The following is a 26,507-nucleotide window of genomic DNA, read 5'->3' on the forward strand; positions in this document are numbered from 1 at the left end:
CGAATCAGCAAGCTGATCCCTGTTACCGCTCGACTTGCATGTGTTAGGCCTGCCGCCAGCGTTCAATCTGAGCCATGATCAAACTCTTCAATTAAAGTTTGATGCTCAATGAATTAAACTTCGTAATAAATTACGTGTTCACTCGTTGAGACTTGGTATTCATTTTTCGTCTTGCGACGTTAAGAATCCAGTCCATCTGACGCGGCATTCAGCCTGCTGTCGCGAGGTGGCGTATATTACGCTTTCCTCTTTCAGAGTCAACCCTTAATTTCAGGATTTTCTCTTTTCGATTCGGTCTGTTTTGTGAAGTGATTCACGTTGCCGTCTCGATGGAGGCGCATTATAGGGATCCCGCTTTTTAGCACAAGCCTTTTTTCGATCTTTTTTTCTGACTGCCGATTTTTCGTCCTTATTGGTGTGATCGCGTTCGATCTGCGCAAATTATGACAGTCTCTCCCCTTGCATGAGCGAAAAATTGGACTCAAAGTCTGCAATACATTCGTTCATATATGAGGTTGCTATGGCCGCCGTTCTCCGTCCTTATCAAACATTTTTCCCCCAACTGGGCAATCGCGTCATGATTGATGCGTCCAGCGTGGTTATTGGCGATGTGCGTATAGCCGATGACGTGGGCATCTGGCCGTTGGTCGCGATCCGTGGTGATGTGAATTATGTAGAAATAGGAAGCCGGACAAATATTCAGGATGGAAGCGTATTACACGTAACGCATAAATCTTCATACAATCCTGAAGGCAATCCCCTCATTATTGGTGAAGAGGTTACAGTCGGGCATAAGGTAATGCTGCACGGCTGCACTATTGGCAACCGCGTACTGGTTGGTATGGGATCTATTATCCTTGATGGTGCCGTTATAGAAGACGATGTGATGATTGGGGCAGGCAGCCTTGTGCCGCAAAATAAGCGACTGGAAAGCGGTTATCTTTATCTTGGCAGTCCGGTCAAACAAATCCGTCCTTTAAAAGAAGCGGAAATAGAAGGTTTGAAGTACTCTGCGAATAACTACGTGCGATGGAAAGATGAATATCTGGCTCAGGATAACCAGAGCCAGCCCTGATCGTTTTCCTGTTGCGCCTTAAGAAGCGCTTCCGCTTCTTCTTCCAGATCCCAGCGGTGCTCGCGAAAAGCGTTCAGCCATGCTTCTTGCGTATCGCCGCCATATCGCTTCGACAGCGTTCTGGCAGCAATGGCGCACGTTATTTGCATTCCATTTACCAGAGCGGGGAAACAGACCGCCTGATATTCAGACGCCCACGTTTCGCGATCCGGAAACTGAATAGCCTGGTTCACGCTGCCAGCTCCTGCTTAAGCTTCTCAATAACCGGGGTGATATCAGGCAGTACGCCATGCCAGAGCAGAACGGCGTGGGCCGCTTGTCCTACCAGCATCCCCGCACCGTCGGCATAGTGATGCACACCATACCTGGTGCACCATGTCAGGAAGGGGGTGAGGCCTTTTTGATAAAACATGTCATAGCAGCGGACTTCTGGTGTCAGCAGCGAAGAAGGGATCGCCGGGATCTCCCCACCTATTCCGCTGGATGTTGCGTTAATAATAAGATCGAACTCATGACCAGTCAGCGCGTCCATTGGCGTCGCTGTCACGCTTCCGACATGAGCGAATAGCGCAGCCAGTTCCTGAGCGCGGGCATAAGTTCTGTTTGTGACGGTTACCGCACAGTCCAGAGAAAGCAGCGGCATAAGTACACCGCGCGCCGCGCCGCCTGCGCCAATCAATAAGACTCGATAGCCTGGTTTAATTAGCGCCAGCCGCTGTAAATCCATTAACAATCCTATGCCGTCGGTGTTATCGCCCAGTAAGCGGCCATCTTCAAGACGCTTCAGCGTATTTACGGCACCAGCCAACGTTGCACGTTCCGTGAGTTCATCCGCCCGGGCGAACGCCTGTTCTTTAAAGGGCACGGTAATGTTTGCACCCTTTCCTCCGGCGGCAAAAAACGATTCCAGCGTTTCGATAAAATTATCTACCGGCGCCAGTACACGACCATAGGTATGGTGAATTTGCAGCTGTTCCGCAAACTGCTGATGGATGAAGGGAGACTTGCTATGAGCAATTGGATTCCCGAAGACGGCAAAATGTTCCATTGCTTACCCCTGGCGGAACAGCTCGCCCGTAAGAGCGTCGCGAATTTCTGAAGGATTCTGCCGCCCGCCGGTTGACCCTTTCAGGACAGGGAACGCGTCGCCGAACTGTTCGAGCACTTCTTGCGCCGTGCGGCAAGGCGGCAACCCCGTAAGATTAGCACTGGTTGAAACCAAGGGCTTGCCAAACGCTTCACAGAGCTGAACCACCAGCGGATGATCGGTTACCCGCACAGCCAGCGAGTCAAATTTTCCTGTCAGCCAGCGAGGCGTTGAAGGTTTAGCAGGAAAGACAAACGTCACCGGCCCGGGCCAACAACTAAATACCGTTTCTCGTTGCTCTTCGTTTAACGCCGTATCATCAATGTAGGGTTTCAGCTGTTCAAAACTGGCGGCAATTAAAATTAACCCCTTTTCAACCGGACGCTGTTTCAGCGTTAACAGACGATTTACGGCAACTTCGCTATCGGGATCGCACCCTACGCCGAAGACAGCTTCTGTGGGATAAGCGATGACTTGTTGTTGTTTAAGAGTTTCGACGAGATAAGCTATCTCGTCTGCAGGCAGATTATTGTTCACTATTTTGTTCCGCCGTTACCGGCTTTCCACATTGTTTACTGGCACAGAAGCGTTTAACGCCCTGCGCGGTTTTCTTTTCGATAAGTAAGGGATAGCGGCAGAGGGAGCATTCCCCCGCTACAGGTTTGAAATTGAGGACAAACTGGCACTCCGGATAGCGGTCGCAGGAATAGAACGTTTTGCCAAACCGGGAGCGGCGCTGAACAAGTTTGCCGCTGTGACACTGCGGGCAGGCAACCGCTGTTTCATCCGGCTTATCGATTAACTCGGTATGAGCACACTCGGGATAGCGGCTGCAACCAATAAACATGCCGAAGCGTCCCTGGCGAAGCACAAGCGTAGCCTGACAGACTGGGCATACCTGCCCCTCCAGCACTTTTACGATATGCCCATCCGCCTGGCTTTTCAGGGGACGGATATACTCGCATTCCGGATAACGGGAACAGCCCAGAAATGGACCATGTTTGCCATTTCTGATAACTAATTCAGCCCCGCACTCAGGGCAGGGCTCTTGCTTACGCACTGTGAAAAGTGCTGCTTTGACCATAATGCTCTATGCCGCAAAAAAATATTAGTGCAGCATACCTTCATTTACTTCGAAGAGTAATTCTTCCATCTGTTGATAAGCGTTTTCACAACCCGGAATATTGAACAACACCATGAATACGACCCATTTTAAATCTTCAAGATCGAACTCTTCGGTATCCAGCGCAGTAACACGCTCAATAACCATTTCCCGGGTTTCGAGGTTTAGCACCTGAATTTGTTCAAGAAATAACAGAAAACCACGACAGCTGGCATCCAGACGTTGGCTCTCTTCAGGGGTGTAGATACGCATTGAGAGCGGATCGGAAGCCAACTGCATTGGCTCGACAAGCCCGTCCTGGTAGTCCGCTAGTTTTTCAAGCCATAGTAACGCGTTGTAGATATCCTCACGATCAAAACCTGCGTCAGTCAGGTCTCGCGTCAGCTTATCCTGATCGACCCGCATTTCCGCCTCGTTATGGATGTAGGTTTCAAACAAATACATTAGTACGTCGAACATGGCCTGCCCTCCTTAATCGGACATAGCCGCCGGGTACAGCTGCGATCCATCCTGCTAACTCCAGTTCGAGTAGCTGGGCTACCGTCAATGGCACAGGTTGGCCGGCACGTTCAGCGACGACGTCAACAGGTGTAACCTCATCTCCTACGTTAGCCAACAGCTCCGGAAATGGCAATGCAGCTTCATCTTGATTGGGTGAATATTTTGTCTCTGCAAGCCAGGTAAGCTCGTTTTGCAAATAATCAAGAATGTCTTGCGCGCTGGTTACCAGCACTGCACCCTGGCTTATAAGCCAGTGTGGGCCTTCGCAACCGGGGTTGCCCAACGGGCCGGGTAAAGCAAATACCTCCCGCCCCTGGTCCAGCGCGCAGTTAGCCGTGACCAGCGATCCGCTACGCAACGATGCTTCCACAACCAATACGCCGCGGCTTAAGCCGCTGATGATCCGGTTACGGCGGGGAAAGTGGCAGGGACGGGGCCCGACAGAGAGGGGGAATTCCGAGATTAGCGCACCATTGTTGGCCACAATCTGTTCAGCCAACGCCTTATGCCGCTTTGGATAAATTTGCCCTAACCCGTTCCCCAGAACGGCAAGCGTGGTACCGCCTGCAGCTAAGGCAGCTTTGTGCGCCACGCCGTCAATGCCTACGGCAAGCCCGCTGGTTAATGTCAGGCCGCTGCGCGCCAGCGTTTCACAGAATACCTGTCCCCATTGTTCGCCATACCAGGAGTGCGCCCGGCTGCCAACAACGGCCAACTGCGGCGTGGTTAACGCGGCCTTATTGCCCGCAATTAAAAGAGCGCCGGGATAATCGCTAATCGCCCGCAGCGGCTCAGGGTAAGCATGGTCTTCCACTGTCAGCAGATGATGATTCGGCTGTTCAAGCCAACGTAACGTCGCTTCAATCTGGTTTACGGGGAAAGACAAAAACTGCTTTTTTTGGTTTTCATTAAAATGGGCAAGACGCAGTGCGGTTGCGGGTTCATCAGGGGTTAAACGATAATAGCGCGCGGCCTGCGCCATCTTTTCACCGCTCAGGCTCAAGACGCTCATCAAACGTAACCAAAATTCTTCTGGCGACATAGCTTCTCCCTTGCCGTAAGCGGCGTGATCTATCCTTGCGATTCGCTACTGATGCTGTCAATCAAGGGGGGATTTGTCTAGAATGAAAGTAATGATCTTCCCAACTACTGAATCTAGCTCTGGATAAATATGTCTGTTTTGCAAGTGTTGCACATCCCGGACGAGCGACTTCGCATTGTCGCCGAGCCGGTTAAAGAAGTGAATGAAGAAATTCAGCGTATCGTCGACGATATGTTCGAAACGATGTACGCCGAAGAAGGTATTGGTCTTGCCGCTACGCAGGTAGATATTCACCAGCGCATTATCGTTATTGATGTTTCTGAAAACCGCGACGAACGTTTGGTTTTGATCAACCCTGAAATGCTCGAAAAAAGCGGCGAAACCGGCATTGAGGAAGGCTGTCTTTCTATTCCTGAACAACGCGCCTTCGTACCGCGTGCTGAAAGGGTAAAAATTCGCGCGCTCGATCGTGATGGCAAACCGTTTGAGCTGGAAGCCGACGGCCTGCTGGCTATTTGTATTCAGCATGAAATGGATCATCTTGTAGGCAAGCTGTTTATTGATTACCTATCGCCGCTGAAACAAACCCGTATTCGCCAGAAAGTTGAAAAACTGGATCGCATGAGAGCCCGCGCGGCAAGCTAAAGACAAGGAATAACGTGTCGGATTCATTACGCATTATTTTTGCCGGTACGCCGGACTTCGCAGCGCGTCATCTTGACGCGCTGTTGTCATCTGCTCATCAGGTAGTGGGTGTTTTTACTCAACCCGACCGCCCTGCTGGCCGGGGCAAGAAGCTCATGCCGAGCCCGGTGAAGGTTCTTGCGCAGCAGCATAATCTTCCAGTGTTTCAGCCCGCCTCGTTACGCGCCGCAGAAAATCAGCAGTTAATCGCCGATCTGCAAGCGGACATAATGGTCGTTGTCGCTTATGGCCTTATCCTGCCAAAAGCGGTGCTGGAAATGCCGCGGCTTGGCTGCATCAACGTGCATGGCTCTTTACTGCCTCGCTGGCGCGGCGCGGCGCCAATTCAGCGTTCGCTCTGGGCGGGTGACGAAGAAACTGGCGTAACCATTATGCAAATGGATGTGGGTCTTGATACTGGCGATATGCTGTATAAGCTGGCTTGCCCTATTACCGCTCAGGACACCAGCGCCTCGCTTTACGATAAGTTAGCGCAGCTTGGCCCGCAGGGCTTGCTTGAAACTCTGGCTCAGTTGGCCGAAGGCCGCGCTCAACCGCAAGTGCAGGATGAAGCGCTGGTCACTTACGCGGAAAAGCTTAGCAAGGAAGAGGCGAAGCTGGACTGGTCGCTTCCTGCGGCGCAGCTTGAGCGTTGTATTCGTGCTTTTAATCCCTGGCCGATGAGCTATTTTCTTATTGACGAGCAACCGGTGAAAGTCTGGCAGGCGTCAGTTATCCCTGCGTCAGGGCGGAATACGCCAGGCACGATTATCGAAGCGAACAAACTGGGCATTCAGGTTGCGACTGCCGAAGGTGTGCTGAACCTCGAAATTCTGCAGCCTGCGGGCAAAAAAGCGATGTCCGCGCAGGATCTGTTAAACTCTCGCCGGGAATGGTTCGAGCCCGGTACTGTTCTTGCCTGAACTTGAGGCATAAAGCTATCCAGCCCGGCTTGCGTCGGGCATTTTTATTTATTCAGCAGGCAAATACTGCTCATCGCTATGAAAAAATCCATTAATCTTCGCAGCCTGGCTGCGCAGGCCGTCGAGCAGGTTGTCGAAAACGGCCAGTCGCTTAGTAACGTTCTGCCGCCGATGCAGAGTAAGGTCTCCGATAAAGACAAGGCCCTGTTGCAGGAGCTTTGCTTCGGCGTGTTGCGTACCCTTTCTCAACTCAATTGGCTTGTCAGCAAATTAATGTCGCGTCCTATGGCTGGAAAGCAGCGGACGGTGCACTACCTTATCCTCGTCGGGCTTTATCAGCTGCTGCACACTCGTATTCCCCCTCACGCCGCGCTAGCCGAAACGGTGGAGGGCGCGGTAGCTATCAAGCGTCAACAATTTAAGGGGCTGATTAATGGCGTGCTTCGTCAGTTCCAGCGTCAGCAGGAAACGTTACTGGCGGAGTTTAGCCGCCATGAAAGTCGTTATCTGCATCCAGCCTGGCTGCTGCAGCGGTTACGCAAAGCCTGGCCTGAACAATGGGAAAACATTGTTGAAGCCAATAACCAGCGTCCGCCTATGTGGCTGCGCGTAAATCGTCAGCATCACAGCCGTGATGAATGGCTGACCTTGTTGGATGAAAGCGGTATTACCGGCTTTACTCATCCTCGCTACCCGGATGCAGTACGTCTTGAAACGCCGATGCCTGTCTCTGCCCTGCCCGGCTTCGAAAAAGGTTGGGTAACCGTTCAGGATGCTTCAGCGCAGGGGTGCGTCGATCTACTCGATCCGCAGAACGGCGAAGCGATCCTCGATCTTTGCGCGGCGCCTGGCGGCAAAACAACGCATATTCTCGAAGCCGCGCCGCAAGCAAAAGTCCTGGCGGTAGATGTCGATGCAACTCGCATCAAACGCGTTCATGAAAACCTTGCGCGCCTTAACATGCAAGCTGAAGTAAAAACAGGCGATGGGCGCTATCCCCAGCAGTGGTGCGGCGAGCAGCAGTTTGACCGTATCCTGCTTGACGCTCCTTGCTCTGCGACAGGTGTGATTCGTCGTCACCCAGATATAAAATGGCTGCGCCGCGATGCGGATATTCAGGAACTGGCGCAGCTGCAGTCAGATATTCTTGATGCAATCTGGCCTCAGCTGAAACAGGGCGGCACCTTACTGTATGCAACCTGTTCTATCATGCCTGAAGAGAACAGCCAGCAGATAGCCGCTTTCCTGAGCCGTACGCCTGATGCTGAACTGAATCAAACCGGCACGCCAGCTAACCCTGGTATACAAAATCTGCCTGCGGCAGATGAAGGCGACGGTTTCTTTTACGCTAAGCTCATTAAAAAGTAACGCCCGTGCGGGTAAACGAATCGTGAAGCGCTGACCATGAAGATAATCATTTTAGGAGCCGGCCAGGTGGGCGGCACGCTGGCTGAAAACCTGGTAGGTGAAAATAACGATATCACGGTTGTTGATATCAATGGCGACCGGTTGCGCAGCCTTCAGGATAAGTTTGATTTGCGGGTGGTGCAGGGACACGGCTCACATCCGCGGGTATTGCGCGAAGCGGGAGCAGACGATGCAGATATGCTTGTTGCGGTAACCAGTTCCGACGAAACAAACATGATAGCCTGTCAGGTCGCCTATTCCCTTTTCAATACGCCAAACCGTATCGCACGTATTCGGGCGCCAGATTATGTACGCGATGCGGAACGGCTGTTTAATCCCGACGCAGTGCCTATCGACCACCTGATTGCGCCTGAGCAGCTGGTTATCGACAATATTTATCGTCTGATTGAATACCCTGGCGCATTGCAGGTAGTTAATTTCGCGGAAGGTAAAGTTAGCCTTGCCGTAGTGAAAGCTTATTATGGTGGGCCGCTGGTTGGTAACGCGCTTTCAACAATGCGCGAACACATGCCGCATATCGATACGCGTGTTGCAGCCATTTTCCGTCATGACCGTCCTATTCGCCCGCAAGGATCTACCATTGTGGAAGCTGGGGATGAAGTGTTTTTTATCGCCGCTTCGCAGCACATCCGCGCAGTCATGAGCGAACTCCAGCGCCTTGAAAAACCCTATAAGCGAATCATGCTGGTAGGTGGCGGGAATATCGGCGCAGGCCTTGCTCATAAGCTTGAAAAAGATTACAGCGTGAAGCTGATTGAACGAAACCAGCAGCGCGCGGCAGAACTGGCGGAAAAGCTTCAGCACACTATTGTTTTCTACGGCGACGCTTCGGATCAGGAACTACTGGCGGAAGAGCATATCGATCAGGTCGATTTGTTTATTGCCGTTACGAATGACGACGAAGCGAATATTATGTCCGCCATGCTGGCCAAACGAATGGGCGCCAAAAAAGTGATGGTGCTTATTCAGCGTAAAGCGTATGTAGATCTTGTTCAGGGTAGCGTTATCGACATCGCTATCTCTCCGCAACAAGCTACTATCTCCGCTCTGCTGGGCCATGTGCGTAAAGCGGATATAGTCAGCGTGTCATCGCTGCGCCGCGGCGTGGCCGAAGCCATCGAAGCCGTAGCGCATGGCGATGAAACCACATCACGGGTTGTGGGGAGAGTCATTGATGATATTAAATTGCCGCCTGGCACTATCATCGGCGCCGTAGTGCGTGGTAACGATGTGATGATTGCAAATAACAATCTACGCATTGAGCAGGGCGATCATGTCATTATGTTCCTGACTGACAAGAAATATGTCACTGATGTTGAACGTCTTTTCCAACCCAGTCCCTTCTTCCTGTAATCGTCCGGGCGGTTTTCGGCCGCCCTCATTCACTCCTTTTAACCCCCTGTTTTAATAAGGAGTATTACTCCGGATATCACAAGCTTGTCATGGAAAATGAGACATCCTTTGTTAGACTTAACAGGTTCGGTAATGATAAGGAGAAAAAAATGAGCTTTTTTAAAGAGTTTCGCGAGTTCGCGATGCGAGGAAATGTGGTTGACCTGGCGGTGGGTGTCATTATTGGTGCGGCCTTCGGTAAAATCGTTTCGTCGTTAGTTGCAGATATTATTATGCCGCCGCTGGGACTGCTTATCGGGGGAATTGATTTCAAACAGTTTGCCTGGACGCTGCGCCCCGCAATAGGCGATACGCCAGCAGTTATCATGCATTACGGCGTTTTTATTCAGAACGTGTTTGATTTCCTTATTGTGGCGTTCGCTATCTTCTTAGCCATTAAGGTCATCAACAAATTGCATCAGAAGAAGCCTAAGGAAGCACCTGGCCCAAGCAAAGAAGAGGTGTTGCTGGCAGAAATTCGCGATCTACTGAAAGAACAAAACAACCGTCCTTAAAGCGGAAGGCCAGTGGTAAAAAAGCATTTTGCTTGTTTGCCACTGGCCTCCCAGTTCCCCTTCTGTACATATTTGGCCTTACGCTGATAGCTACCTTTGCCCTTCTGACTTTTTTCTACTCGCTGACGAAAGAGCGGGTCGTGCAATAAAGCCTCGATGGCATTGTCCTGAATTTTACCTTTAGTGTGCTGATAGCGACTCATAGTGACTCCTTTAGTAAAAACGCTGAGAGTGTAGGATGCGTTGTGTGAAAAATCAACATGGCATAATTTTGTCATTTGAGCCCTGCTCAAGCGCCTCGAGGATGGAACAATAAACGCTGCTATGAGCTGTACCGCAGCACGCATCATTCAACCTTTGTAATGACTGTCGCATCATTTGTAGTTCAGTGATACGCGCTTCAACTTCCTCAAGTCGGGCTTGTACAATGCTTTTCGATTCCTGGCAGGTATGGTGTTCCGGGTCGACGCGAATAGAAAGCAGTTCACGAATAGCCTCCAGGCTGAAGCCAAGCTGTCGGCCGTGGCGAATAAACTTCAAGCGCCGTAAATCTTCATCACTATAAAGCCGAAAACCGCCTTCCGTTCGGATTTCATGAACCATCATCTGCTGTTTTTCGTAATAGCGGATAGTGTCAGGCGTTACGTCAGCCAGGCGCGCAAGCTCACCAATACGGTACATAATTACCCCTGATACATTTTGTTAGCGAAACGCCCGGCATATTCACCATGTAAAAAATCCGTATTCAGTCCCGCCTGGCGCAATTTTAGCTCCAATAGCGCCAAACGCTTTTCAATGAGCTGGTGTTGCGGATCGGTTTTTGCAACGCCTTTAAGCAAATCGGCGAGCTCCAGCGCTTCTTTTCTTTGTTGTAGTTCGGGTGGGAGGTAACCTGCATTTTTCAATAAACGATAACCGGCGCGTAACTCAGCAGGGACATTGGAATCATCGTCCAACTCAAGCGGCTTGCCTTCACCGGCCAGCCCGTCCAGTTCGCCTTTACGTTGGGCTTCAAGAATATGTTTCTCTGCCCATTGGTCTAACAACCACATAAGCCTTCTCCAGAGGAGTAAGTGAGATTTAAGGAGATATATAGATGAAAGGGGAAAAAAAGATATAAAAAAACCGGGCGAACCCGGCTTTTTTAAATTTCTGCAGATTACTCTGCAGCTGCTTCTGCTTTCGGCTCGGCGCGATCAACCAGCTCGATGTAAGCCATCGGAGCGTTGTCACCAGCACGGAAGCCACACTTCAAAATACGAGTGTAACCACCGGCACGGCTCGCGAAACGCGGGCCCAGCTCGTTAAACAGTTTTGCCACGATCTCGTTATCACGAGTGCGGGCGAATGCCAGACGACGATTAGCAACGCTATCAGTCTTGGCAAGAGTAATCAGCGGCTCAACTACGCGACGCAGCTCTTTCGCTTTCGGCAGGGTCGTCTTGATAATCTCATGACGAACCAGAGAACCTGCCATGTTGCGGAACATAGCCTGGCGATGGCTGCTGTTGCGGTTCAGTTGACGACCACTCTTACGATGGCGCATGACCTTATCCTTCTCAGTAAAACCTTAACCTGTGATCCGGTTACTCGTCAGCAATGCTTGCCGGCGGCCAGTTCTCAAGGCGCATGCCCAGAGAAAGACCACGGGAGGCCAGCACGTCTTTAATCTCAGTGAGAGATTTTTTACCGAGGTTCGGCGTTTTGAGCAACTCAACCTCGGTACGCTGTACCAGATCACCGATATAGTGGATAGCTTCTGCCTTAAGGCAGTTAGCAGAGCGGACAGTCAATTCGAGATCGTCAACAGGGCGCAGCAGGATCGGATCGAATTCTGGTTTCTCTTCTTTGACTTCCGGCTGACGTACATCACGTAAGTCAACGAAAGCTTCCAGTTGTTCTGCCAGGATGGTCGCCGCACGACGAATCGCCTCTTCAGGATCGATTGTGCCGTTGGTTTCCATTTCGATGACCAGCTTGTCCAGGTCGGTACGCTGTTCTACACGCGCTGCTTCAACATTGTAGGCAATACGCTCTACCGGGCTGTAGCATGCGTCGACCAGCAGACGGCCGATTGGGCGCTCATCTTCTTCCGAATGAATTCGGGCAGAAGCCGGCACATAACCACGACCGCGCTGAACTTTGATACGCATGCTAATAGATGCGTTTTCATCGGTCAGGTGGCAGATCACATGCTGCGGCTTGACGATTTCAACATCACCGTCGTGGGTGATGTCGGCTGCGGTCACAGGGCCAATGCCAGATTTATTCAGAGTAAGGATGACTTCATCTTTACCTTGAACTCTCACCGCCAGCCCTTTCAGGTTGAGCAGGATCTCCAGGATATCTTCCTGAACGCCTTCTTTGGTGCTGTACTCGTGCAGTACACCATCAATCTCAACCTCAGTCACCGCGCAACCCGGCATCGATGAAAGCAGAATACGGCGCAGTGCGTTACCCAGAGTATGACCGAAGCCACGCTCTAAAGGCTCAAGGGTCACCTTGGCGTGCGTCGAACTCACTTGCTCGATATCTACCAGGCGCGGTTTTAGAAACTCTGTCACAGAACCCTGCATTGTGTCCTCTCTTTGGTACTAAGCTTTACTTGGAGTAAAGCTCGACGATCAGGTGTTCGTTAATGTCCGCAGACAGGTCAGAACGCTCCGGCTTACGCTTGAACGTACCTTCCATTTTGCCAGCATCAACTTCCAGCCAGGTTGGCTTTTCACGCTGCTCAGCCAGCTCCAGAGCGGCTTTCACGCGAGACTGCTTTTTCGCTTTCTCACGAACGCTGACTACGTCATTCGGACTAACCTGATAAGAAGCGATGTTAACAACACGACCGTTTACCATAATCGCTTTGTGGCTAACCAGCTGACGTGCTTCTGCACGAGTGGCGCCGAAGCCCATACGGTATACAACGTTGTCCAGACGACCTTCCAGCAGAGCTAACAGGTTTTCACCGGTGTTGCCTTTCAGACGTGCGGCTTCTTTGTAGTAGTTACGGAACTGACGCTCCAGCACACCGTAGATACGGCGAACTTTTTGCTTTTCACGCAACTGCACACCATAGTCAGACAGACGCGGTTTACGCGCACCGTGCTGGCCAGGAGCTTGTTCAATTTTACACTTGGTATCGATCGCGCGAACGCCAGACTTAAGGAACAGGTCTGTGCCCTCGCGACGGCTCAGCTTGAGCTTAGGACCCAAATATCTTGCCATTTTCTTTCTCCAACAATCCTAGAAAACGAGCGCGTTATACGCGACGTTTTTTCGGCGGACGACAACCGTTGTGAGGGATCGGAGTCACATCAGTAATATTAGTGATGCGGAAACCAGCGGCGTTCAGAGCACGAATAGTAGATTCGCGGCCCGGACCCGGTCCCTTAACCATAACTTCCAGGTTCTTGATACCGTATTCTTTCACGGCTTCTGCGCAACGCTCTGCTGCAACCTGAGCTGCGAACGGAGTGGATTTGCGAGAACCACGGAAACCGGAACCACCGGCAGTTGCCCAACCCAGAGCGTTACCCTGACGATCAGTAATAGTAACGATGGTGTTGTTGAAAGAAGCATGGATATGAGCCACGCCGTCAGAGACTTGCTTTCTTACACGTTTACGTGCACGAATTGGTGCCTTTGCCATTATTCAATCACCCCGATTATTTCTTGATCGGTTTGCGCGGACCCTTACGGGTACGTGCGTTGGTCTTGGTACGCTGACCGCGAACCGGGAGACCACGACGATGACGCAAACCGCGATAGCAACCAAGATCCATCAGGCGCTTGATGCTCATGCTAACTTCACGGCGCAGATCACCTTCAACGACAAATTTGGCAACTTCGTCACGCAGCGTGTCGATTTGTTCTTCAGACAGCTCACTGATCTTAACATCTTCAGCAAAACCTACTGCAGCCAGGATAGCTTTAGAGCGGGTTTTGCCGATACCGTAGATCGAGGTTAATGCGATTACGGCATGTTTATGATCAGGAATGTTAATGCCTGCTATACGGGCCACTATGCACTCCTACTATTTGATAAATGCGCACCATACTGAAAAGCCCGTTTTCAGGATACTCAAATGGATACGCACAGACATACAAAAGATTGGCTGGCTAATCTAGCCAGCTCAATCCAACTTTGCAAGAAAAATATGCGAGATAATCAGCCTTGACGCTGTTTATGCTTCGGCTCGGCGCTGCAAATCACACGGATGACACCATCACGCTTAACGATTTTGCAGTTACGGCATAATTTCTTGACGGAAGCACGAACTTTCATTTTTACTCTCCGTAACTTCTCAAGCGACCATTAACGGCCATAGCCTTTGAGGTTCGCTTTCTTCAATGCAGACTCATACTGACTGGACATCATGAGAGTTTGCACTTGAGCCATAAAGTCCATGATGACGACGACAACGATAAGCAGTGAGGTTCCACCGAAGTAGAACGGTACTTTCATTGCATCACGCATGAACTCCGGGATCAGGCAGATAAAGGTAATATACAGCGCACCGACCAGAGTCAGACGAGTCATTACTTTATCGATATACTTCGCCGTTTGTTCTCCCGGACGAATTCCTGGTACAAATGCACCGGACTTCTTCAGGTTATCTGCTGTTTCACGCGGGTTGAAAACCAACGCCGTGTAGAAGAAACAGAAGAAGATGATTGCAGACGCATAGAGTAACACATAAAGCGGTTGCCCAGGCTGCAAATACAGCGAAATTGTTGTCAGCCAGTTCCAACCAGTACCGCCCCCGAACCATGATGCAATGGTCGCCGGGAACAGGATAATACTGGAAGCGAAGATTGCTGGTATAACGCCAGCCATATTCACTTTCAGCGGTAAATGTGTGCTCTGTGCAGCATAGACACGACGACCTTGTTGGCGCTTAGCGTAGTTCACCACAATGCGGCGTTGGCCACGTTCAACAAAAACAACGAAGAAGGTCACTGCAAATACTAATACTGCAACCAACAGCAACAGGAGGAAGTGCAGGTCGCCTTGCCGCGCTTGCTCGATGGTATGGCCAATGGCCGGCGGAAGTCCCGCAACGATACCCGCGAAGATAATGATCGAAATACCGTTACCGATACCACGTTCAGTAATCTGTTCGCCCAGCCACATCAGGAACATAGTTCCGGTAACCAAGCTCACAACAGCGGTGAAATAGAATGCAAAGCCCGGGTTCATTACCAGGCCTTGCATACCAGGCATATTCGGTAAACCGGTAGCAATACCGATTGACTGGAATATAGCCAGCACCAGAGTGCCGTAACGGGTGTACTGGCTGATCTTACGACGACCAGACTCCCCTTCTTTCTTCATTTCCGCCAGAGTCGGATGAACGACTGTCAGCAGTTGGATAATAATTGATGCCGAGATATACGGCATAATACCCAAAGCAAAGATAGAAGCACGACTGAGAGCACCACCAGAGAACATGTTGAACATTTCAATGATGGTGCCTCGCTGTTGCTCAAGCAGTTTGGCAAGTACAGCGGCATCAATACCAGGGATCGGAATAAAAGAGCCAATACGGAACACTATCAGCGCACCGATAACAAACATCAGTCTGCGTTTCAGTTCGCCAAGGCCGCCTTTAGCACTTTGAAAATCTAATCCCGGTTGTTTTGCCATCTGCTACTTATTCCTCAATTTTACCGCCAGCAGCTTCGATAGCAGCACGAGCGCCTTTAGTGACACGCAGACCGCGAACAGTTACCGGAGCAGTTACTTCACCAGACAGGATCACTTTCGCGAACTCGATCTGAATACCGATAATGTTTGCTGCTTTCAGCGTGTTCAGGTCAACTACGCCGCCTTCCACTTTAGCCAGGTCAGACAGACGAACTTCTGCAGTGACCATCGCTTTGCGGGAAGTGAAACCGAATTTCGGCAGACGACGGTACAGAGGCATCTGGCCGCCCTCGAAACCACGACGTACGCCACCGCCAGAACGAGATTTCTGACCTTTGTGACCACGACCGCCGGTTTTACCGAGGCCAGAACCGATACCACGACCCAGACGCTTAGACGCGTGCTTAGACCCTTCGGCCGGAGACAGAGTATTTAAACGCATCTCTTACTCCTCAACTTTAACCATGTAGGAAACCGCGTTGACCATACCGCGAACAGCAGGAGTATCCTCACGCTCTACAGTATGACCAATACGACGCAGACCCAGGCCAAGCAGCGTTGCCTTATGTTTTGGCAGACGACCGATTGCACTGCGGGTTTGAGTAATTTTAATAGTCTTTGCCATGGTCAATTACCCCAGAATTTCTTCAACGGATTTACCACGCTTGGCAGCGACCATTTCTGGAGATTTCATGCTTTCCAGGCCGTCGATAGTTGCACGAACCACGTTAATCGGGTTGGTGGAACCATAGGCTTTAGCCAGAACGTTATGAACCCCAGCGACTTCCAGAACGGCGCGCATTGCACCACCGGCGATGATACCGGTACCTTCGGAAGCCGGCTGCATGAATACACGAGAACCCGTGTGAGCACCTTTAACTGGGTGCTGCAGGGTGCCGTGGTTCAGCGCGACGTTAATCATGTTGCGACGGGCTTTTTCCATCGCTTTCTGGATCGCTGCCGGAACTTCGCGTGCTTTACCGTAACCAAAACCAACGCGGCCATTACCATCACCCACTACAGTCAGAGCGGTGAAGCTAAAAATACGACCACCTTTAACGGTTTTAGATACGCGGTTAACCGCGATCAGCTTTTCCTGCAGTTCGCCAGCCTGTTTCTCGATGTGAGCCATCTTACACCTCTACCTTAGAACTGAAGGCCAGCTTCACGGGCAGCATCTGCCAGTGCCTGGACACGACCATGATATTGGAAACCGGAACGGTCGAAAGAGACATCTTTAATGCCTTTTTCAAGAGCGCGTTCAGCAACAGCTTTACCTACAGCTGCAGCGGCGTCTTTGTTACCGGTGTACTTCAGTTGCTCAGAGATAGCTTTTTCTACAGTAGAAGCAGCTACCAGAACTTCAGAACCGTTCGATGCGATTACCTGTGCGTAAATATGACGCGGGGTACGATGTACCACCAGGCGGGTCGCACCAAGCTCTTTGAGCTTGCGACGTGCGCGGGTCGCACGACGGATACGAGCAGATTTCTTATCCATAGTGTTACCTTACTTCTTCTTAGCCTCTTTGGTACGCACGACTTCGTCGGCGTAACGAACACCCTTGCCTTTGTAAGGCTCAGGACGACGGTAGGCGCGCAGGTCAGCTGCTACCTGGCCGATCAGCTGTTTATCCGCACCTTTCAGTACGATTTCAGTCTGAGACGGACATTCCGCAGTGATCCCAACAGGCAGCTGATGATCAACAGGATGAGAGAAACCCAGAGACAGGTTTACTACATTACCTTTGACCGCTGCACGATAACCTACACCAACCAGCTGCAGCTTCTTAGTGAAGCCTTCGGTAACACCGATAACCATTGAGTTCAGCAGGGCACGAGCGGTGCCAGCCTGAGCCCAACCATCCACGTAACCATCACGCGGACCGAAGGTCAGGGCGTTATCTGCCTGTTTTACTTCAACAGCATCGTTGAGAGTACGAGTCAGCTCGCCGTTTTTACCTTTGATCGAAATAACCTGACCGTTGAGTTTTACCTCTACGCCGGCAGGAATAACGACCGGTGCTTTAGCAACACGAGACATTTTTTCCTCCGATTAGGCTACGTAGCAGATAATTTCGCCGCCCAGACCAGCCTGGCGCGCTGCACGATCAGTCATAACACCTTTAGAGGTAGAAATGACAGCAATACCCAGACCACCCATAACTTTCGGCAGCTCATCTTTACGTTTGTAGATGCGCAGACCAGGGCGGCTGACACGCTGAATGCTTTCTACCACAGCTTTACCCTGGAAATACTTAAGAGTCAGTTCCAGTTCCGGCTTGGTGTCGCCTTCAGTTTTGAAATCTTCAATAAAACCTTCTTCCTTCAGCACGTTGGCAATTGCCACTTTCAGCTTGGAGGAAGGCATGGTGACCGCAGCTTTGTTCGCGGCCTGACCGTTACGGATACGGGTCAGCATATCCGCGATCGGATCTTGCATGCTCATCTGTCTTTACTCCCGTGATTCAATTGGTGACAATTACCAGCTAGCCTTTTTCAGACCCGGGATTTCACCGCGCATAGCGGCTTCACGGACCTTGATACGGCTCAACCCGAACTTCCGCAGGAAAGCGTGCGGACGACCAGTTTGGCGGCAGCGGTTACGCTGACGAGACGGGCTGGAATCACGCGGCAGAGTCTGCAGCTTGAGAACGGCATTCCAACGATCTTCGTCGGAGGCGTTCACATCAGAAATGATCGCTTTCAGTTCAGCGCGTTTAGCGAAGTATTTTTCAGCCAAAGCTACGCGTTTTACTTCGCGTGCTTTCATTGATTGCTTAGCCATGAAGTAACCCTACCTTACTTGCGGAACGGGAAGTCAAAGGCAGCCAGCAGAGCACGGCCTTCTTCGTCGGATTTCGCAGTAGTGGTAATGGTAATATCCAAACCACGAACGCGATCGACTTTGTCATAGTCGATTTCCGGGAAGATGATCTGCTCACGGACACCCATGCTGTAGTTGCCACGACCGTCGAAAGACTTCGCAGACAGACCACGGAAGTCGCGGATACGCGGTACAGCAATAGTGATCAGACGCTCAAAGAACTCCCACATGCGTTCGCCACGCAGAGTTACTTTACAGCCGATCGGATAGCCCTGACGGATTTTGAAGCCTGCAACAGATTTGCGTGCTTTGGTGATCAGCGGTTTTTGACCGGAGATTGCTGCCAGGTCAGCTGCTGCGTTATCCAGCAGTTTCTTGTCAGCGATCGCTTCACCAACACCCATGTTCAGGGTGATCTTCTCGACCCGAGGGACTTGCATGACAGAATTGTAGTTAAACTCAGTCATGAGTTTTTTAACTACTTCGTCTTTGTAGTAATCATGCAGTTTCGCCATCGTACTACTCCAAATTACTTGATAGTTTCGCCATTAGATTTAAAGAAACGGACTTTTTTGCCGTCTTCAAATCTAAAGCCTACACGGTCAGCCTTGCCGGTTGCCGCATTGAAGAGTGCAACGTTGGAAACCTGAATAGCGGCTTCTTTCTCAACGATGCCACCCGCCTGGTTCAGAGCCGGAACAGGCTTCTGATGTTTCTTAACCAGGTTGATGCCTTCAACAATAACTTTGCCGGAAGACAGAACATTTTTTACTTTACCGCGCTTACCTTTATCTTTACCGGTTAACACGATAACTTCGTCATCACGACGGATTTTCGCTGCCATGATTCGCTCCTTAGAGTACTTCTGGTGCCAGAGAGATGATTTTCATAAACTTCTCAGAACGAAGTTCACGAGTAACCGGCCCAAAAATACGCGTACCGATAGGCTGCTCGCTGTTGTTGTTCAGAAGAACACAAGCATTGCCATCGAAGCGAACGACAGAACCGTCAGGGCGACGAACACCCTTCTTGGTGCGCACCACTACCGCCTTCAGCACATCACCTTTTTTGACCTTACCACGCGGAATTGCTTCCTTGATGGTGATCTTGATGATATCGCCGACGCCTGCGTAGCGACGGTGCGAGCCACCCAGAACCTTGATACACATTACGCGACGCGCGCCGGAGTTGTCGGCGACGTTCAGCATAGTCTGTTCTTGGATCATTTCAGTGCTCCGCTAATGTCAACTACTACTTCGGGACCCGAAATTCAGGTCGTTAAAAAACCCCATAATCGAGGGCGCGGCATTATAACACCACTCACAAGATATGGGTAGAAAAAATAAACGGCTCATCACTGAGCCGTTTATCTGTTGAGAGCGCTTACTGTATTACAGAACCGCTTTCTCTACAACGCGAACCAGAGTCCAGGACTTAGTCTTGGACAGCGGACGGCATTCGCGGATTTCAACCACGTCGCCGATACCGCATTCGTTGTTCTCGTCATGTACGTGCAGTTTGGTCGTACGCTTGATGAATTTACCGTAGATCGGGTGTTTCACAAAACGCTCGATAGCAACAACGATGGATTTCTCCATTTTGTCGCTAACAACGCGACCTTGCAGAGTACGGATTTTATCGGTCATTACGCACCCGCCTTCTCAGTCAGTAAAGTCTTAACGCGTGCGACATCACGACGCACTTGCTTCAACAGGTGAGTCTGTTGCAGCTGGCCACTTGCAGCCTGCATACGCAGGTTGAACTGCTCGCGCAGTAAGTTAAGCAGCTCGGTGTTCAGCTCTTCAACACTCTTCTCACGCAGCTCTTTTGCTTTCATTACATCACCGTCTTAGTTACAAAGGTGGTTTTAATCGGCAGTTTCGCTGCTGCCAGCTTGAATGCTTCACGGGCCAGCTCTTCCGGCACTCCGTCCATTTCGTACAGGACTTTACCCGGCTGAATCAAGGCAACCCAATACTCCACGTTACCTTTACCTTTACCCATACGCACTTCGAGCGGCTTCTCGGTGATCGGTTTGTCCGGGAATACACGGATCCAGATCTTACCCTGACGCTTAACTGCACGGGTCATAGCACGACGTGCTGCTTCGATCTGACGTGCAGTCAGACGACCACGGCCAACAGCTTTCAGACCGAAGGTGCCGAAGCTAACATCCGTACCCTGCGCCAGACCACGGTTGCGGCCTTTGTGCACTTTACGGAATTTTGTACGCTTTGGTTGTAACATCAGCGACGCTCCTTATTTACGGCCTTTACGCTGCTGCTTTTTCGGTTGAGCAGCCGGTTTTTCCGGTTGTTCAACAGCAGCCATACCACCCAGGATCTCACCTTTGAAGATCCACACTTTAACGCCGATTACACCGTAAGTGGTGTGCGCTTCAGAGGTGTTGTAGTCAATGTCAGCACGCAGGGTGTGCAGCGGAACACGACCTTCACGGTACCATTCAGTACGTGCGATCTCCGCGCCGCCCAGACGGCCGCTAACTTCAACTTTGATACCTTTAGCGCCCAGACGCATTGCGTTCTGTACAGCACGCTTCATAGCACGACGGAACATAACGCGACGTTCCAGCTGAGAAGTGATGCTGTCAGCAACCAGTTTTGCGTCCAGTTCAGGCTTACGAACTTCAGCGATGTTGATCTGAGCAGGAACGCCAGCGATGTCCGCTACGACCTTGCGCAGTTTTTCTACGTCTTCGCCTTTCTTACCGATAACGATGCCCGGGCGAGCAGTGTGAATGGTCACACGGATGCTCTTAGCCGGACGCTCGATAACGATACGAGATACGGACGCTTTAGCCAGTTCCTTAGTCAGGTACTGACGTACTTTAAAGTCGCTGTCCAGGTTGTCAGCGAATTCTTTGGTGTTCGCAAACCAGGTAGAGTTCCATGGTTTTACAATACCCAGGCGAATACCATTAGGATGTACTTTCTGACCCATTGCTAGTCTCCAGAGTCTCAGCGATCGGACACAACCACAGTGATGTGGCTGGTGCGCTTCAGGATGCGATCTGCACGACCTTTCGCACGCGGCATAATGCGCTTCATGCTCGGGCCTTCGTCTACGAAGATTTTCGCGACTTTCAGATCGTCGATGTCAGCGCCATCGTTGTGTTCAGCGTTAGCAATGGCAGATTCCAGAACTTTCTTGACCAGTACAGCCGCTTTCTTGTTGGTGTAGGTCAGAATATCCAGAGCCTGCGACACTTTCTTACCGCGAATCAGGTCAGCAACAAGGCGAACCTTCTGAGCAGAAGAACGAGCATGGCGATGTTGAGCTAAAGTTTCCATCTCTTCCTCCTACCTTATTTCTTCTTCGCTTTTTTATCAGCAGCGTGGCCGCGATAAGTACGAGTCGGTGCGAATTCACCCAGTTTGTGACCGACCATTTCGTCGGAAACGAATACTGGAACGTGCTGACGACCATTATGGACAGCGATGGTCAAACCGATCATGTTTGGAAAGATCGTTGAACGACGGGACCAAGTGCGCAGGGGCTTCTTGTCACCGCTTTCCACCGCTTTCTCTACCTTCTTCAGCAAGTGCAGGTCAATAAAAGGACCTTTCTTGAGAGAACGTGGCATGGCTTATCCTCTAAAATTATTTGCTACGGCGACGTACGATGAATTTATCAGTACGCTTGTTGCTGCGGGTCTTCTTACCTTTGGTCTGAACGCCCCACGGAGTTACCGGGTGCTTACCAAAGTTACGACCTTCACCACCACCATGTGGGTGGTCTACCGGGTTCATCGCAGTACCGCGAACGGTAGGACGAACACCACGCCAGCGTGCAGCACCAGCTTTACCCAGAACGCGCAGCATATGCTCAGCATTGCCAACTTCGCCCAGAGTTGCGCGGCATTCAGCTTCTACTTTACGCATTTCGCCAGAGCGCAGACGCAGGGTGACATAAGCACCATCACGCGCAACGATCTGTACGTAAGTACCAGCGGAACGAGCCAGCTGACCGCCTTTGCCTGGTTTCATTTCTACGTTATGAACGGTAGAACCAACCGGGATATTGCGCATCGGCAGGGTGTTGCCAGGTTTGATTGCAGCATCAACGCCAGACTGAATCTGGTCGCCAGCTTTCAGGCCTTTCGGGGCCAGGATGTAACGGCGTTCGCCGTCTTTGTACAGAACCAGCGCGATATTCGCGGAACGGTTCGGATCGTACTCAAGACGTTCAACAACTGCCGGGATACCGTCTTTGTTGCGTTTGAAGTCAACAATACGGTAGGCCTGTTTGTGACCACCACCGATGTGACGAGTGGTGATACGGCCATTGTTGTTACGACCACCGGATTTGCTGTTTTTTTCCAGCAACGGAGCAAAAGGTTTGCCCTTGTGCAGCTCAGGGTTAACCACTTTAACAACGTGGCGACGACCCGGAGATGTCGGTTTACATTTAACAACTGCCATTGTATTACTCCTCCGACTTACTCAGCGCCGCCGATGAAGTCCAGATTCTGGCCTTCTTTCAGGGTGACGTAAGCTTTTTTCCAGTCGCTACGACGACCGATACGCTGTCCGTGACGTTTAACTTTCCCTTTAACAACCAGGGTGTTAACGACTTCGACTTCGACTTCAAACAGTTTCTGCACAGCAGCTTTGATTTCTGCTTTAGTCGCGTCTTTAGCAACTTTGAGAACGATGGTGTTGGTTTTTTCCATCGCAGTAGACGCTTTTTCAGAAACGTGCGGTGCGCGCAGCACCTTCAGCAGACGTTCTTCACGAATCATGCCAGCATCTCCTCAACTTGCTTAACAGCATCAGCAGTCATTACGACTTTGTCGAAGGCGATCAGGCTAACCGGGTCGATACCTGCAGCATCGCGTACGTCAACCTTGTGCAGGTTGCGCGCAGCCAGGAACAGGTTTTCGTCCAGCTCACCGGTGATGATCAGCACATCTTCCAGAGCCATGTCTTTCAGTTTCTGTGCCAGCAGCTTGGTTTTCGGCGCTTCTACAGAGAACTTCTCGACAACGATCAGACGATCCTGACGTACCAGTTCGGACAGGATGCTTTTCAGCGCGCCGCGGTACATCTTTTTGTTAACTTTTTGACTGTGGTCCTGCGGACGCGCAGCGAAGGTTACGCCACCAGAGCGCCAGATCGGGCTCTTGATGGAACCGGAACGCGCACGGCCAGTACCTTTCTGGCGCCACGGTTTTTTACCGGAGCCAGTCACTTCAGCACGGGTCTTCTGAGCACGAGTACCCTGACGAGCACCGGCTGCGTAAGCAACTACAACCTGGTGTACCAGCGCTTCGTTGAAATCACGACCGAAGGTAGTTTCGGAAACAGTCAGCGCGCTCTGCGCGTCTTTCAGTACTAATTCCATTGCTATCTCCTCACGCCTTCACAGCTGGTTTAACGATCAGGTCGCTACCGGTCGCACCCGGGACAGCACCTTTAACCAGCAGCAGGTTGCGCTCAGCGTCAACACGTACTACGTCCAGGCTCTGAACGGTTACACGCTCGTTACCCAGCTGACCTGCCATTTTCTTGCCTTTGAACACTTTGCCCGGAGTCTGGTTCTGACCGATAGAACCCGGAACGCGGTGAGACAAGGAGTTACCGTGAGTAGCGTCCTGGGTACGGAAGTTCCAGCGCTTAACGGTACCTGCGAAACCTTTACCTTTAGAGGTGCCAGTTACGTCTACTTTTTTAACTTCTGCAAACAGCTCAACGCTAATGCTCTGACCTACGGTGTATTCTTCGCCATCAGCGAGGCGGAATTCCCACAGACCACGGCCAGCTTCTACGCCAGCTTTAGCGAAGTGACCCGCTTCCGGCTTGGTTACGCGGTTAGCTTTTTTAGCACCGGTGGTAACCTGTACAGCGCGGTAGCCGTCGTTAGCCAGATCTTTAACCTGAGTAACGCGGTTTGCTTCAACTTCGATAACGGTTACTGGGATAGATACGCCTTCTTCAGTGAAGATGCGGGTCATACCCACTTTTTTACCGACTAAACCAATCATTGTTTCAACCTCTCAATCGCTCAATGACCTGATTAACCCAGGCTGATCTGCACGTCTACACCGGCAGCCAGATCCAGACGCATCAGAGCATCAACGGTTTTCTCGGTTGGCTCAACGATGTCAACCAGACGCTTGTGAGTGCGGATTTCGTACTGATCGCGCGCGTCTTTGTTAACGTGCGGAGAGATCAGAACGGTGAAGCGCTCTTTGCGGGTCGGCAGCGGGATCGGACCACGGACTTGCGCACCAGTGCGCTTAGCAGTCTCGACGATTTCCGCAGTTGATTGATCGATCAGGCGATGATCAAACGCTTTCAGGCGGATACGGATTCTTTGGTTCTGCATGAGACCAGAGCTCCAATTATTTTATAGACGAAAATGATTACTCCTCGCACCCATTACGATTGATGGGGGAGTGTAACCGTTCTTGCGTAGTTCCCCGATTGGGAACGTTGTTGGCAACAAAAAAGATGCTGCCAGGGTTCTGATTGAACCGGCCGTCATTAATGACAGGCCCGCGCATTATACGTAAATCTCACGCAGGCGCAAGTAGTGATTATAAAATAAGCGCACGGGAGCTTTCTCGTTCATCGCTGCAATGCAGTGCAACAGTTGGAGAAATATCAGGAGGCGCGCCCTGCTTTAGTTTCATCGCCATTTTTTCTTTCAGGAACGCTTCTACGATGAGCGAAAAACAAAGCGAGGCATTGTTATGGTATCTCTTCTTTTCATTAGCCTTTATTACCTGCTGAGTCTGCGATTGGCCTGGACGGACTATAAAACGGGTTTCTTGCCGGATCGCCTCACCTGCCCTCTTCTCTGGAGCGGTCTGGCTTTTTATCTGTTCTGGAGGGATGAATTTTTGCAGGCTGCCGTTAGCGGCGCGATAGCGGGTTATCTTTTCTTCTGGACTGTATACTGGGTTTTTAGAAGATGGCGAGGTTATGAAGGACTGGGATTCGGCGATGTGAAGCTACTCGCCGCGCTCGGCGCCTGGCATGGCTGGCAGGAAATTGCAGCCATTGTTTTTCTTGCCGCCGCCGGCGGGCTTATCACCCTTATTGCCGGCGCGACACTTTTCCATCGGCAAGAGATATTAAAAACCCCGCAGCCATTTGGACCTTTTCTGGTCGCTGCGGGGTTGATTATCAGTTGCCGAACTTTTTACGCACCGGTAGAGCAAAGCATCAAGACTCTTCTTTGATTTGGGACTGGATGTAGTTTTGCAGACCGATTTTGCTGATGAGGTCTAACTCCGTCTCCAGCCAGTCAATATGATGCTCTTCGTCGGCAAGAATTTTGATCATCATGTCACGGCTGACATAATCATGGATGCTGTCAGCATAAGCGATAGCTTCCCGTAGATCCTTCGCCCCTTCCATCTCAAGTGCGAGGTCTGAGCGCAGCATCTCTTCAACATCCTCACCGATGTGAAGTTTACCCAGGTCCTGCAGGTTGGGAATACCTTCCAGAAACAAAATCCTCTCAATATATTGATCGGCATGTTTCATTTCATCAATTGATTCGTGATATTCAACATCATTAAGGCGCATCAGGCCCCAGTTCTTGAACATTCTCGCATGGAGAAAGTACTGATTGATTGCGACCAGCTCATTTCCCAATAATTTATTGAGATAAGTTATTATCTTAATATCACCTTTCATTTTTCTTCCCTCCGCTTCCACTACTTGAAGCGTAGATGCGCTGCGGAGTAAGTCAAAAAAAAGATAAAGCTTCAGGCAATCTCTTTGTATTCCGGGATCTGTATCAGTTCTTCCTGCATTATTTCACGCGCAGCCCGCACGCATTTACCGCATTGGTTGCCGACCGGGATAAATTTCCGAAGCTGCTGAAAAGACTGAGGGTGAAACTGGCGTACCGCCTCACGAATTTTTTTATCACTTACACCGTTACACAAACAAACGTACATGATGGCTCCCGTTTAATTTATGCTCAAAGTGTAAATGAGAATAGTTATGATTACAATAGCACAGCGGCGGGTGCCTGCAGGGTGAATTTAAGAGAAGTGCGAACAAATGTGACAGATACGGCACTCTGTGAAAGTGGGCTGTTTAAGGAACTCAGGGCAATAAAAAAGGGCGCCGAAGCGCCCTTTTCCGTTCAGGAGAATTAACCCAGAACTTTAGCAACCACGCCCGCGCCAACGGTACGGCCGCCTTCGCGGATTGCGAAACGCAGACCGTCGTCCATCGCGATCGGGTGGATCAGGGTAACAACCATTTTGATGTTGTCGCCCGGCATTA

Annotated in this window: 47 protein-coding genes and 1 rRNA gene; 7 read left to right on the top strand and 41 right to left on the bottom strand. The window is 50.9% G+C overall.

Annotation, left to right across the window (positions count from 1 at the left end):
- Positions 1–94, bottom strand: a 16S ribosomal RNA gene (locus IEX01_RS21120); the annotation flags it as partial.
- A 426-nt stretch (positions 95–520) separates the two neighbouring features.
- Here IEX01_RS21120 and IEX01_RS21125 point away from each other — a divergent pair.
- On the top strand, positions 521–1,075 hold the full coding sequence (locus tag IEX01_RS21125; RefSeq protein ID WP_024558328.1) for a gamma carbonic anhydrase family protein: 555 nt from the start codon (positions 521–523) through the stop codon (positions 1,073–1,075).
- Here the strand turns inward: IEX01_RS21125 and IEX01_RS21130 are convergent.
- The 6 genes from IEX01_RS21130 to dprA are packed head-to-tail and all read right to left on the bottom strand — an operon-like array spanning position 1,051 to position 4,828.
- A complete protein-coding gene (locus IEX01_RS21130; protein WP_024558327.1) occupies positions 1,051–1,308 on the bottom strand; it encodes a DUF1488 family protein in 258 nt (85 codons plus the stop codon). The two genes, IEX01_RS21125 and IEX01_RS21130, sit on opposite strands and share 25 nt — an antisense overlap.
- Entirely contained in the window at positions 1,305–2,123 is an 819-nt protein-coding gene (gene aroE / locus IEX01_RS21135) for a shikimate dehydrogenase (RefSeq protein WP_024558326.1), read from the bottom strand. The genes IEX01_RS21130 and aroE overlap by 4 nt, the downstream gene beginning before the upstream one ends.
- A 3-nt stretch (positions 2,124–2,126) precedes the next feature.
- Positions 2,127–2,699, bottom strand: a complete 573-nt coding sequence (tsaC, locus tag IEX01_RS21140; RefSeq protein WP_024558325.1) for an L-threonylcarbamoyladenylate synthase type 1 TsaC — start codon at positions 2,697–2,699, stop codon at positions 2,127–2,129.
- Positions 2,689–3,246, bottom strand: a complete 558-nt coding sequence (locus IEX01_RS21145) for a DNA topoisomerase family protein (protein WP_024558324.1) — start codon at positions 3,244–3,246, stop codon at positions 2,689–2,691. The genes tsaC and IEX01_RS21145 overlap by 11 nt, the downstream gene beginning before the upstream one ends.
- Before the next feature lie 24 nt (positions 3,247–3,270).
- A complete protein-coding gene (smg, locus tag IEX01_RS21150) occupies positions 3,271–3,744 on the bottom strand; it encodes a DUF494 family protein Smg (RefSeq protein ID WP_188724488.1) in 474 nt (157 codons plus the stop codon).
- Complete coding sequence (gene dprA, locus IEX01_RS21155; protein WP_188724490.1) at positions 3,716–4,828, bottom strand: DNA-protecting protein DprA; 1,113 nt, start codon at positions 4,826–4,828, stop codon at positions 3,716–3,718. The genes smg and dprA overlap by 29 nt, the downstream gene beginning before the upstream one ends.
- Positions 4,829–4,957: 129 nt before the next feature.
- Here dprA and def point away from each other — a divergent pair, with 129 nt between their 5' ends.
- From def to mscL, 5 genes are all read left to right on the top strand, one after another.
- The gene (def, locus tag IEX01_RS21160; RefSeq protein WP_024558322.1) at positions 4,958–5,473 is read left to right on the top strand and encodes a peptide deformylase; all 516 of its coding nucleotides are present in this window, start codon (positions 4,958–4,960) and stop codon (positions 5,471–5,473) included.
- 14 nt (positions 5,474–5,487) lie between these two features.
- Positions 5,488–6,435 (top strand): methionyl-tRNA formyltransferase, encoded by a 948-nt coding sequence (gene fmt, locus IEX01_RS21165; RefSeq protein WP_024558321.1) that lies wholly within the window; start codon positions 5,488–5,490, stop codon positions 6,433–6,435.
- Between the two features lie 78 nt (positions 6,436–6,513).
- On the top strand, positions 6,514–7,803 hold the full coding sequence (gene rsmB, locus IEX01_RS21170; RefSeq protein WP_188724492.1) for a 16S rRNA (cytosine(967)-C(5))-methyltransferase RsmB: 1,290 nt from the start codon (positions 6,514–6,516) through the stop codon (positions 7,801–7,803).
- 36 nt (positions 7,804–7,839) lie between these two features.
- Positions 7,840–9,216, top strand: coding sequence for a Trk system potassium transporter TrkA (gene trkA, locus IEX01_RS21175; RefSeq protein ID WP_024558319.1), 1,377 nt, complete (start codon positions 7,840–7,842; stop codon positions 9,214–9,216).
- A gap of 149 nt (positions 9,217–9,365) precedes the next feature.
- Positions 9,366–9,770 carry a large-conductance mechanosensitive channel protein MscL gene (gene mscL / locus IEX01_RS21180; protein WP_024558318.1) on the top strand — a complete coding sequence of 135 codons (405 nt, stop codon included), beginning with the start codon at positions 9,366–9,368 and terminating at the stop codon, positions 9,768–9,770.
- Here mscL and IEX01_RS21185 read toward each other — a convergent pair.
- The 31 genes from IEX01_RS21185 to rpsJ all read right to left on the bottom strand — a co-directional run bounded on the left by IEX01_RS21185 (position 9,767) and on the right by rpsJ (position 24,588).
- Positions 9,767–9,973 carry an alternative ribosome-rescue factor A gene (locus IEX01_RS21185; protein ID WP_188724494.1) on the bottom strand — a complete coding sequence of 69 codons (207 nt, stop codon included), beginning with the start codon at positions 9,971–9,973 and terminating at the stop codon, positions 9,767–9,769. The two genes, mscL and IEX01_RS21185, sit on opposite strands and share 4 nt — an antisense overlap.
- Before the next feature lie 52 nt (positions 9,974–10,025).
- Positions 10,026–10,451: a Zn(2+)-responsive transcriptional regulator gene (gene zntR / locus IEX01_RS21190; protein WP_029590158.1), complete on the bottom strand. Its 426-nt coding sequence runs from the start codon at positions 10,449–10,451 to the stop codon at positions 10,026–10,028.
- A gap of 2 nt (positions 10,452–10,453) precedes the next feature.
- On the bottom strand, positions 10,454–10,822 hold the full coding sequence (locus tag IEX01_RS21195; RefSeq protein ID WP_188724496.1) for a DnaJ family domain-containing protein: 369 nt from the start codon (positions 10,820–10,822) through the stop codon (positions 10,454–10,456).
- A gap of 107 nt (positions 10,823–10,929) precedes the next feature.
- The gene (gene rplQ, locus IEX01_RS21200; RefSeq protein ID WP_002919206.1) at positions 10,930–11,316 is read right to left on the bottom strand and encodes a 50S ribosomal protein L17; all 387 of its coding nucleotides are present in this window, start codon (positions 11,314–11,316) and stop codon (positions 10,930–10,932) included.
- A 40-nt stretch (positions 11,317–11,356) separates the two neighbouring features.
- Positions 11,357–12,346 (bottom strand): DNA-directed RNA polymerase subunit alpha, encoded by a 990-nt coding sequence (locus IEX01_RS21205; RefSeq protein ID WP_002438685.1) that lies wholly within the window; start codon positions 12,344–12,346, stop codon positions 11,357–11,359.
- A 25-nt stretch (positions 12,347–12,371) separates the two neighbouring features.
- A complete protein-coding gene (gene rpsD, locus IEX01_RS21210; protein ID WP_024551604.1) occupies positions 12,372–12,992 on the bottom strand; it encodes a 30S ribosomal protein S4 in 621 nt (206 codons plus the stop codon).
- Positions 12,993–13,026: 34 nt separating this feature from the next.
- Entirely contained in the window at positions 13,027–13,416 is a 390-nt protein-coding gene (gene rpsK, locus IEX01_RS21215) for a 30S ribosomal protein S11 (protein ID WP_002919257.1), read from the bottom strand.
- A 16-nt stretch (positions 13,417–13,432) separates the two neighbouring features.
- Complete coding sequence (gene rpsM / locus IEX01_RS21220) at positions 13,433–13,789, bottom strand: 30S ribosomal protein S13 (protein WP_004388620.1); 357 nt, start codon at positions 13,787–13,789, stop codon at positions 13,433–13,435.
- A gap of 146 nt (positions 13,790–13,935) precedes the next feature.
- Positions 13,936–14,052, bottom strand: coding sequence for a 50S ribosomal protein L36 (gene rpmJ, locus IEX01_RS21225; protein ID WP_000868187.1), 117 nt, complete (start codon positions 14,050–14,052; stop codon positions 13,936–13,938).
- A 30-nt stretch (positions 14,053–14,082) separates the two neighbouring features.
- Positions 14,083–15,414, bottom strand: a complete 1,332-nt coding sequence (gene secY / locus IEX01_RS21230; RefSeq protein WP_024551603.1) for a preprotein translocase subunit SecY — start codon at positions 15,412–15,414, stop codon at positions 14,083–14,085.
- A gap of 7 nt (positions 15,415–15,421) precedes the next feature.
- Complete coding sequence (gene rplO, locus IEX01_RS21235; protein WP_024558314.1) at positions 15,422–15,856, bottom strand: 50S ribosomal protein L15; 435 nt, start codon at positions 15,854–15,856, stop codon at positions 15,422–15,424.
- Positions 15,857–15,859: 3 nt separating this feature from the next.
- Entirely contained in the window at positions 15,860–16,039 is a 180-nt protein-coding gene (gene rpmD / locus IEX01_RS21240; protein WP_004846568.1) for a 50S ribosomal protein L30, read from the bottom strand.
- A gap of 6 nt (positions 16,040–16,045) precedes the next feature.
- Complete coding sequence (rpsE, locus tag IEX01_RS21245; protein WP_024551601.1) at positions 16,046–16,546, bottom strand: 30S ribosomal protein S5; 501 nt, start codon at positions 16,544–16,546, stop codon at positions 16,046–16,048.
- A gap of 14 nt (positions 16,547–16,560) precedes the next feature.
- Positions 16,561–16,914: a 50S ribosomal protein L18 gene (gene rplR, locus IEX01_RS21250; protein WP_017460073.1), complete on the bottom strand. Its 354-nt coding sequence runs from the start codon at positions 16,912–16,914 to the stop codon at positions 16,561–16,563.
- A 9-nt stretch (positions 16,915–16,923) separates the two neighbouring features.
- Complete coding sequence (rplF, locus tag IEX01_RS21255; protein WP_188724498.1) at positions 16,924–17,457, bottom strand: 50S ribosomal protein L6; 534 nt, start codon at positions 17,455–17,457, stop codon at positions 16,924–16,926.
- Positions 17,458–17,469: 12 nt separating this feature from the next.
- Complete coding sequence (gene rpsH, locus IEX01_RS21260) at positions 17,470–17,862, bottom strand: 30S ribosomal protein S8 (protein WP_024558312.1); 393 nt, start codon at positions 17,860–17,862, stop codon at positions 17,470–17,472.
- A 33-nt stretch (positions 17,863–17,895) separates the two neighbouring features.
- A complete protein-coding gene (gene rpsN, locus IEX01_RS21265) occupies positions 17,896–18,201 on the bottom strand; it encodes a 30S ribosomal protein S14 (protein WP_004388614.1) in 306 nt (101 codons plus the stop codon).
- A 14-nt stretch (positions 18,202–18,215) separates the two neighbouring features.
- Positions 18,216–18,755 carry a 50S ribosomal protein L5 gene (gene rplE / locus IEX01_RS21270; RefSeq protein ID WP_001096200.1) on the bottom strand — a complete coding sequence of 180 codons (540 nt, stop codon included), beginning with the start codon at positions 18,753–18,755 and terminating at the stop codon, positions 18,216–18,218.
- A gap of 14 nt (positions 18,756–18,769) precedes the next feature.
- Positions 18,770–19,084, bottom strand: a complete 315-nt coding sequence (gene rplX, locus IEX01_RS21275) for a 50S ribosomal protein L24 (RefSeq protein ID WP_024551595.1) — start codon at positions 19,082–19,084, stop codon at positions 18,770–18,772.
- Positions 19,085–19,094: 10 nt separating this feature from the next.
- On the bottom strand, positions 19,095–19,466 hold the full coding sequence (rplN, locus tag IEX01_RS21280; protein ID WP_004388611.1) for a 50S ribosomal protein L14: 372 nt from the start codon (positions 19,464–19,466) through the stop codon (positions 19,095–19,097).
- A 165-nt stretch (positions 19,467–19,631) separates the two neighbouring features.
- Positions 19,632–19,886, bottom strand: a complete 255-nt coding sequence (gene rpsQ, locus IEX01_RS21285; protein WP_000130100.1) for a 30S ribosomal protein S17 — start codon at positions 19,884–19,886, stop codon at positions 19,632–19,634.
- Positions 19,886–20,077 (bottom strand): 50S ribosomal protein L29, encoded by a 192-nt coding sequence (gene rpmC, locus IEX01_RS21290; RefSeq protein WP_004388609.1) that lies wholly within the window; start codon positions 20,075–20,077, stop codon positions 19,886–19,888. The genes rpsQ and rpmC overlap by 1 nt, the downstream gene beginning before the upstream one ends.
- Positions 20,077–20,487: a 50S ribosomal protein L16 gene (rplP, locus tag IEX01_RS21295; protein ID WP_002438716.1), complete on the bottom strand. Its 411-nt coding sequence runs from the start codon at positions 20,485–20,487 to the stop codon at positions 20,077–20,079. Before rplP ends, rpmC begins: the two co-directional genes overlap by 1 nt.
- Positions 20,488–20,499: 12 nt before the next feature.
- A complete protein-coding gene (gene rpsC / locus IEX01_RS21300) occupies positions 20,500–21,201 on the bottom strand; it encodes a 30S ribosomal protein S3 (protein ID WP_000529945.1) in 702 nt (233 codons plus the stop codon).
- A 17-nt stretch (positions 21,202–21,218) separates the two neighbouring features.
- On the bottom strand, positions 21,219–21,551 hold the full coding sequence (gene rplV / locus IEX01_RS21305; protein WP_002919773.1) for a 50S ribosomal protein L22: 333 nt from the start codon (positions 21,549–21,551) through the stop codon (positions 21,219–21,221).
- Positions 21,552–21,565: 14 nt separating this feature from the next.
- The gene (gene rpsS, locus IEX01_RS21310; protein WP_001138115.1) at positions 21,566–21,844 is read right to left on the bottom strand and encodes a 30S ribosomal protein S19; all 279 of its coding nucleotides are present in this window, start codon (positions 21,842–21,844) and stop codon (positions 21,566–21,568) included.
- Between the two features lie 16 nt (positions 21,845–21,860).
- Positions 21,861–22,682: a 50S ribosomal protein L2 gene (gene rplB, locus IEX01_RS21315; RefSeq protein ID WP_000301866.1), complete on the bottom strand. Its 822-nt coding sequence runs from the start codon at positions 22,680–22,682 to the stop codon at positions 21,861–21,863.
- 17 nt (positions 22,683–22,699) lie between these two features.
- Positions 22,700–23,002, bottom strand: coding sequence for a 50S ribosomal protein L23 (gene rplW / locus IEX01_RS21320; RefSeq protein WP_004388606.1), 303 nt, complete (start codon positions 23,000–23,002; stop codon positions 22,700–22,702).
- Entirely contained in the window at positions 22,999–23,604 is a 606-nt protein-coding gene (gene rplD / locus IEX01_RS21325; protein WP_024558311.1) for a 50S ribosomal protein L4, read from the bottom strand. Before rplD ends, rplW begins: the two co-directional genes overlap by 4 nt.
- Before the next feature lie 10 nt (positions 23,605–23,614).
- Positions 23,615–24,244: a 50S ribosomal protein L3 gene (gene rplC, locus IEX01_RS21330; protein ID WP_007681261.1), complete on the bottom strand. Its 630-nt coding sequence runs from the start codon at positions 24,242–24,244 to the stop codon at positions 23,615–23,617.
- A 32-nt stretch (positions 24,245–24,276) separates the two neighbouring features.
- Positions 24,277–24,588 (bottom strand): 30S ribosomal protein S10, encoded by a 312-nt coding sequence (rpsJ, locus tag IEX01_RS21335; protein ID WP_001181005.1) that lies wholly within the window; start codon positions 24,586–24,588, stop codon positions 24,277–24,279.
- Between the two features lie 367 nt (positions 24,589–24,955).
- On the opposite strand from rpsJ, the gene IEX01_RS21340 reads away from it, so the two are divergent.
- Positions 24,956–25,447, top strand: a complete 492-nt coding sequence (locus tag IEX01_RS21340; RefSeq protein WP_188724501.1) for a prepilin peptidase — start codon at positions 24,956–24,958, stop codon at positions 25,445–25,447.
- On the opposite strand, the gene bfr is transcribed toward IEX01_RS21340, so the two are convergent.
- The 3 genes from bfr to IEX01_RS21355 all read right to left on the bottom strand — a co-directional run.
- Positions 25,431–25,907, bottom strand: a complete 477-nt coding sequence (gene bfr, locus IEX01_RS21345; RefSeq protein WP_024558309.1) for a bacterioferritin — start codon at positions 25,905–25,907, stop codon at positions 25,431–25,433. The genes IEX01_RS21340 and bfr overlap by 17 nt on opposite strands.
- A gap of 71 nt (positions 25,908–25,978) precedes the next feature.
- Positions 25,979–26,173, bottom strand: a complete 195-nt coding sequence (gene bfd / locus IEX01_RS21350; RefSeq protein ID WP_029590164.1) for a bacterioferritin-associated ferredoxin — start codon at positions 26,171–26,173, stop codon at positions 25,979–25,981.
- A 200-nt stretch (positions 26,174–26,373) separates the two neighbouring features.
- Positions 26,374–26,507, bottom strand: a 134-nt coding sequence (locus IEX01_RS21355) for an EF-Tu C-terminal domain-related protein (RefSeq protein ID WP_001464716.1), incomplete at its 5' end; no start/stop codon positions are given.

The organism is Franconibacter daqui (assembly GCF_014644275.1).
Lineage (GTDB): Bacteria > Pseudomonadota > Gammaproteobacteria > Enterobacterales > Enterobacteriaceae > Franconibacter > Franconibacter pulveris.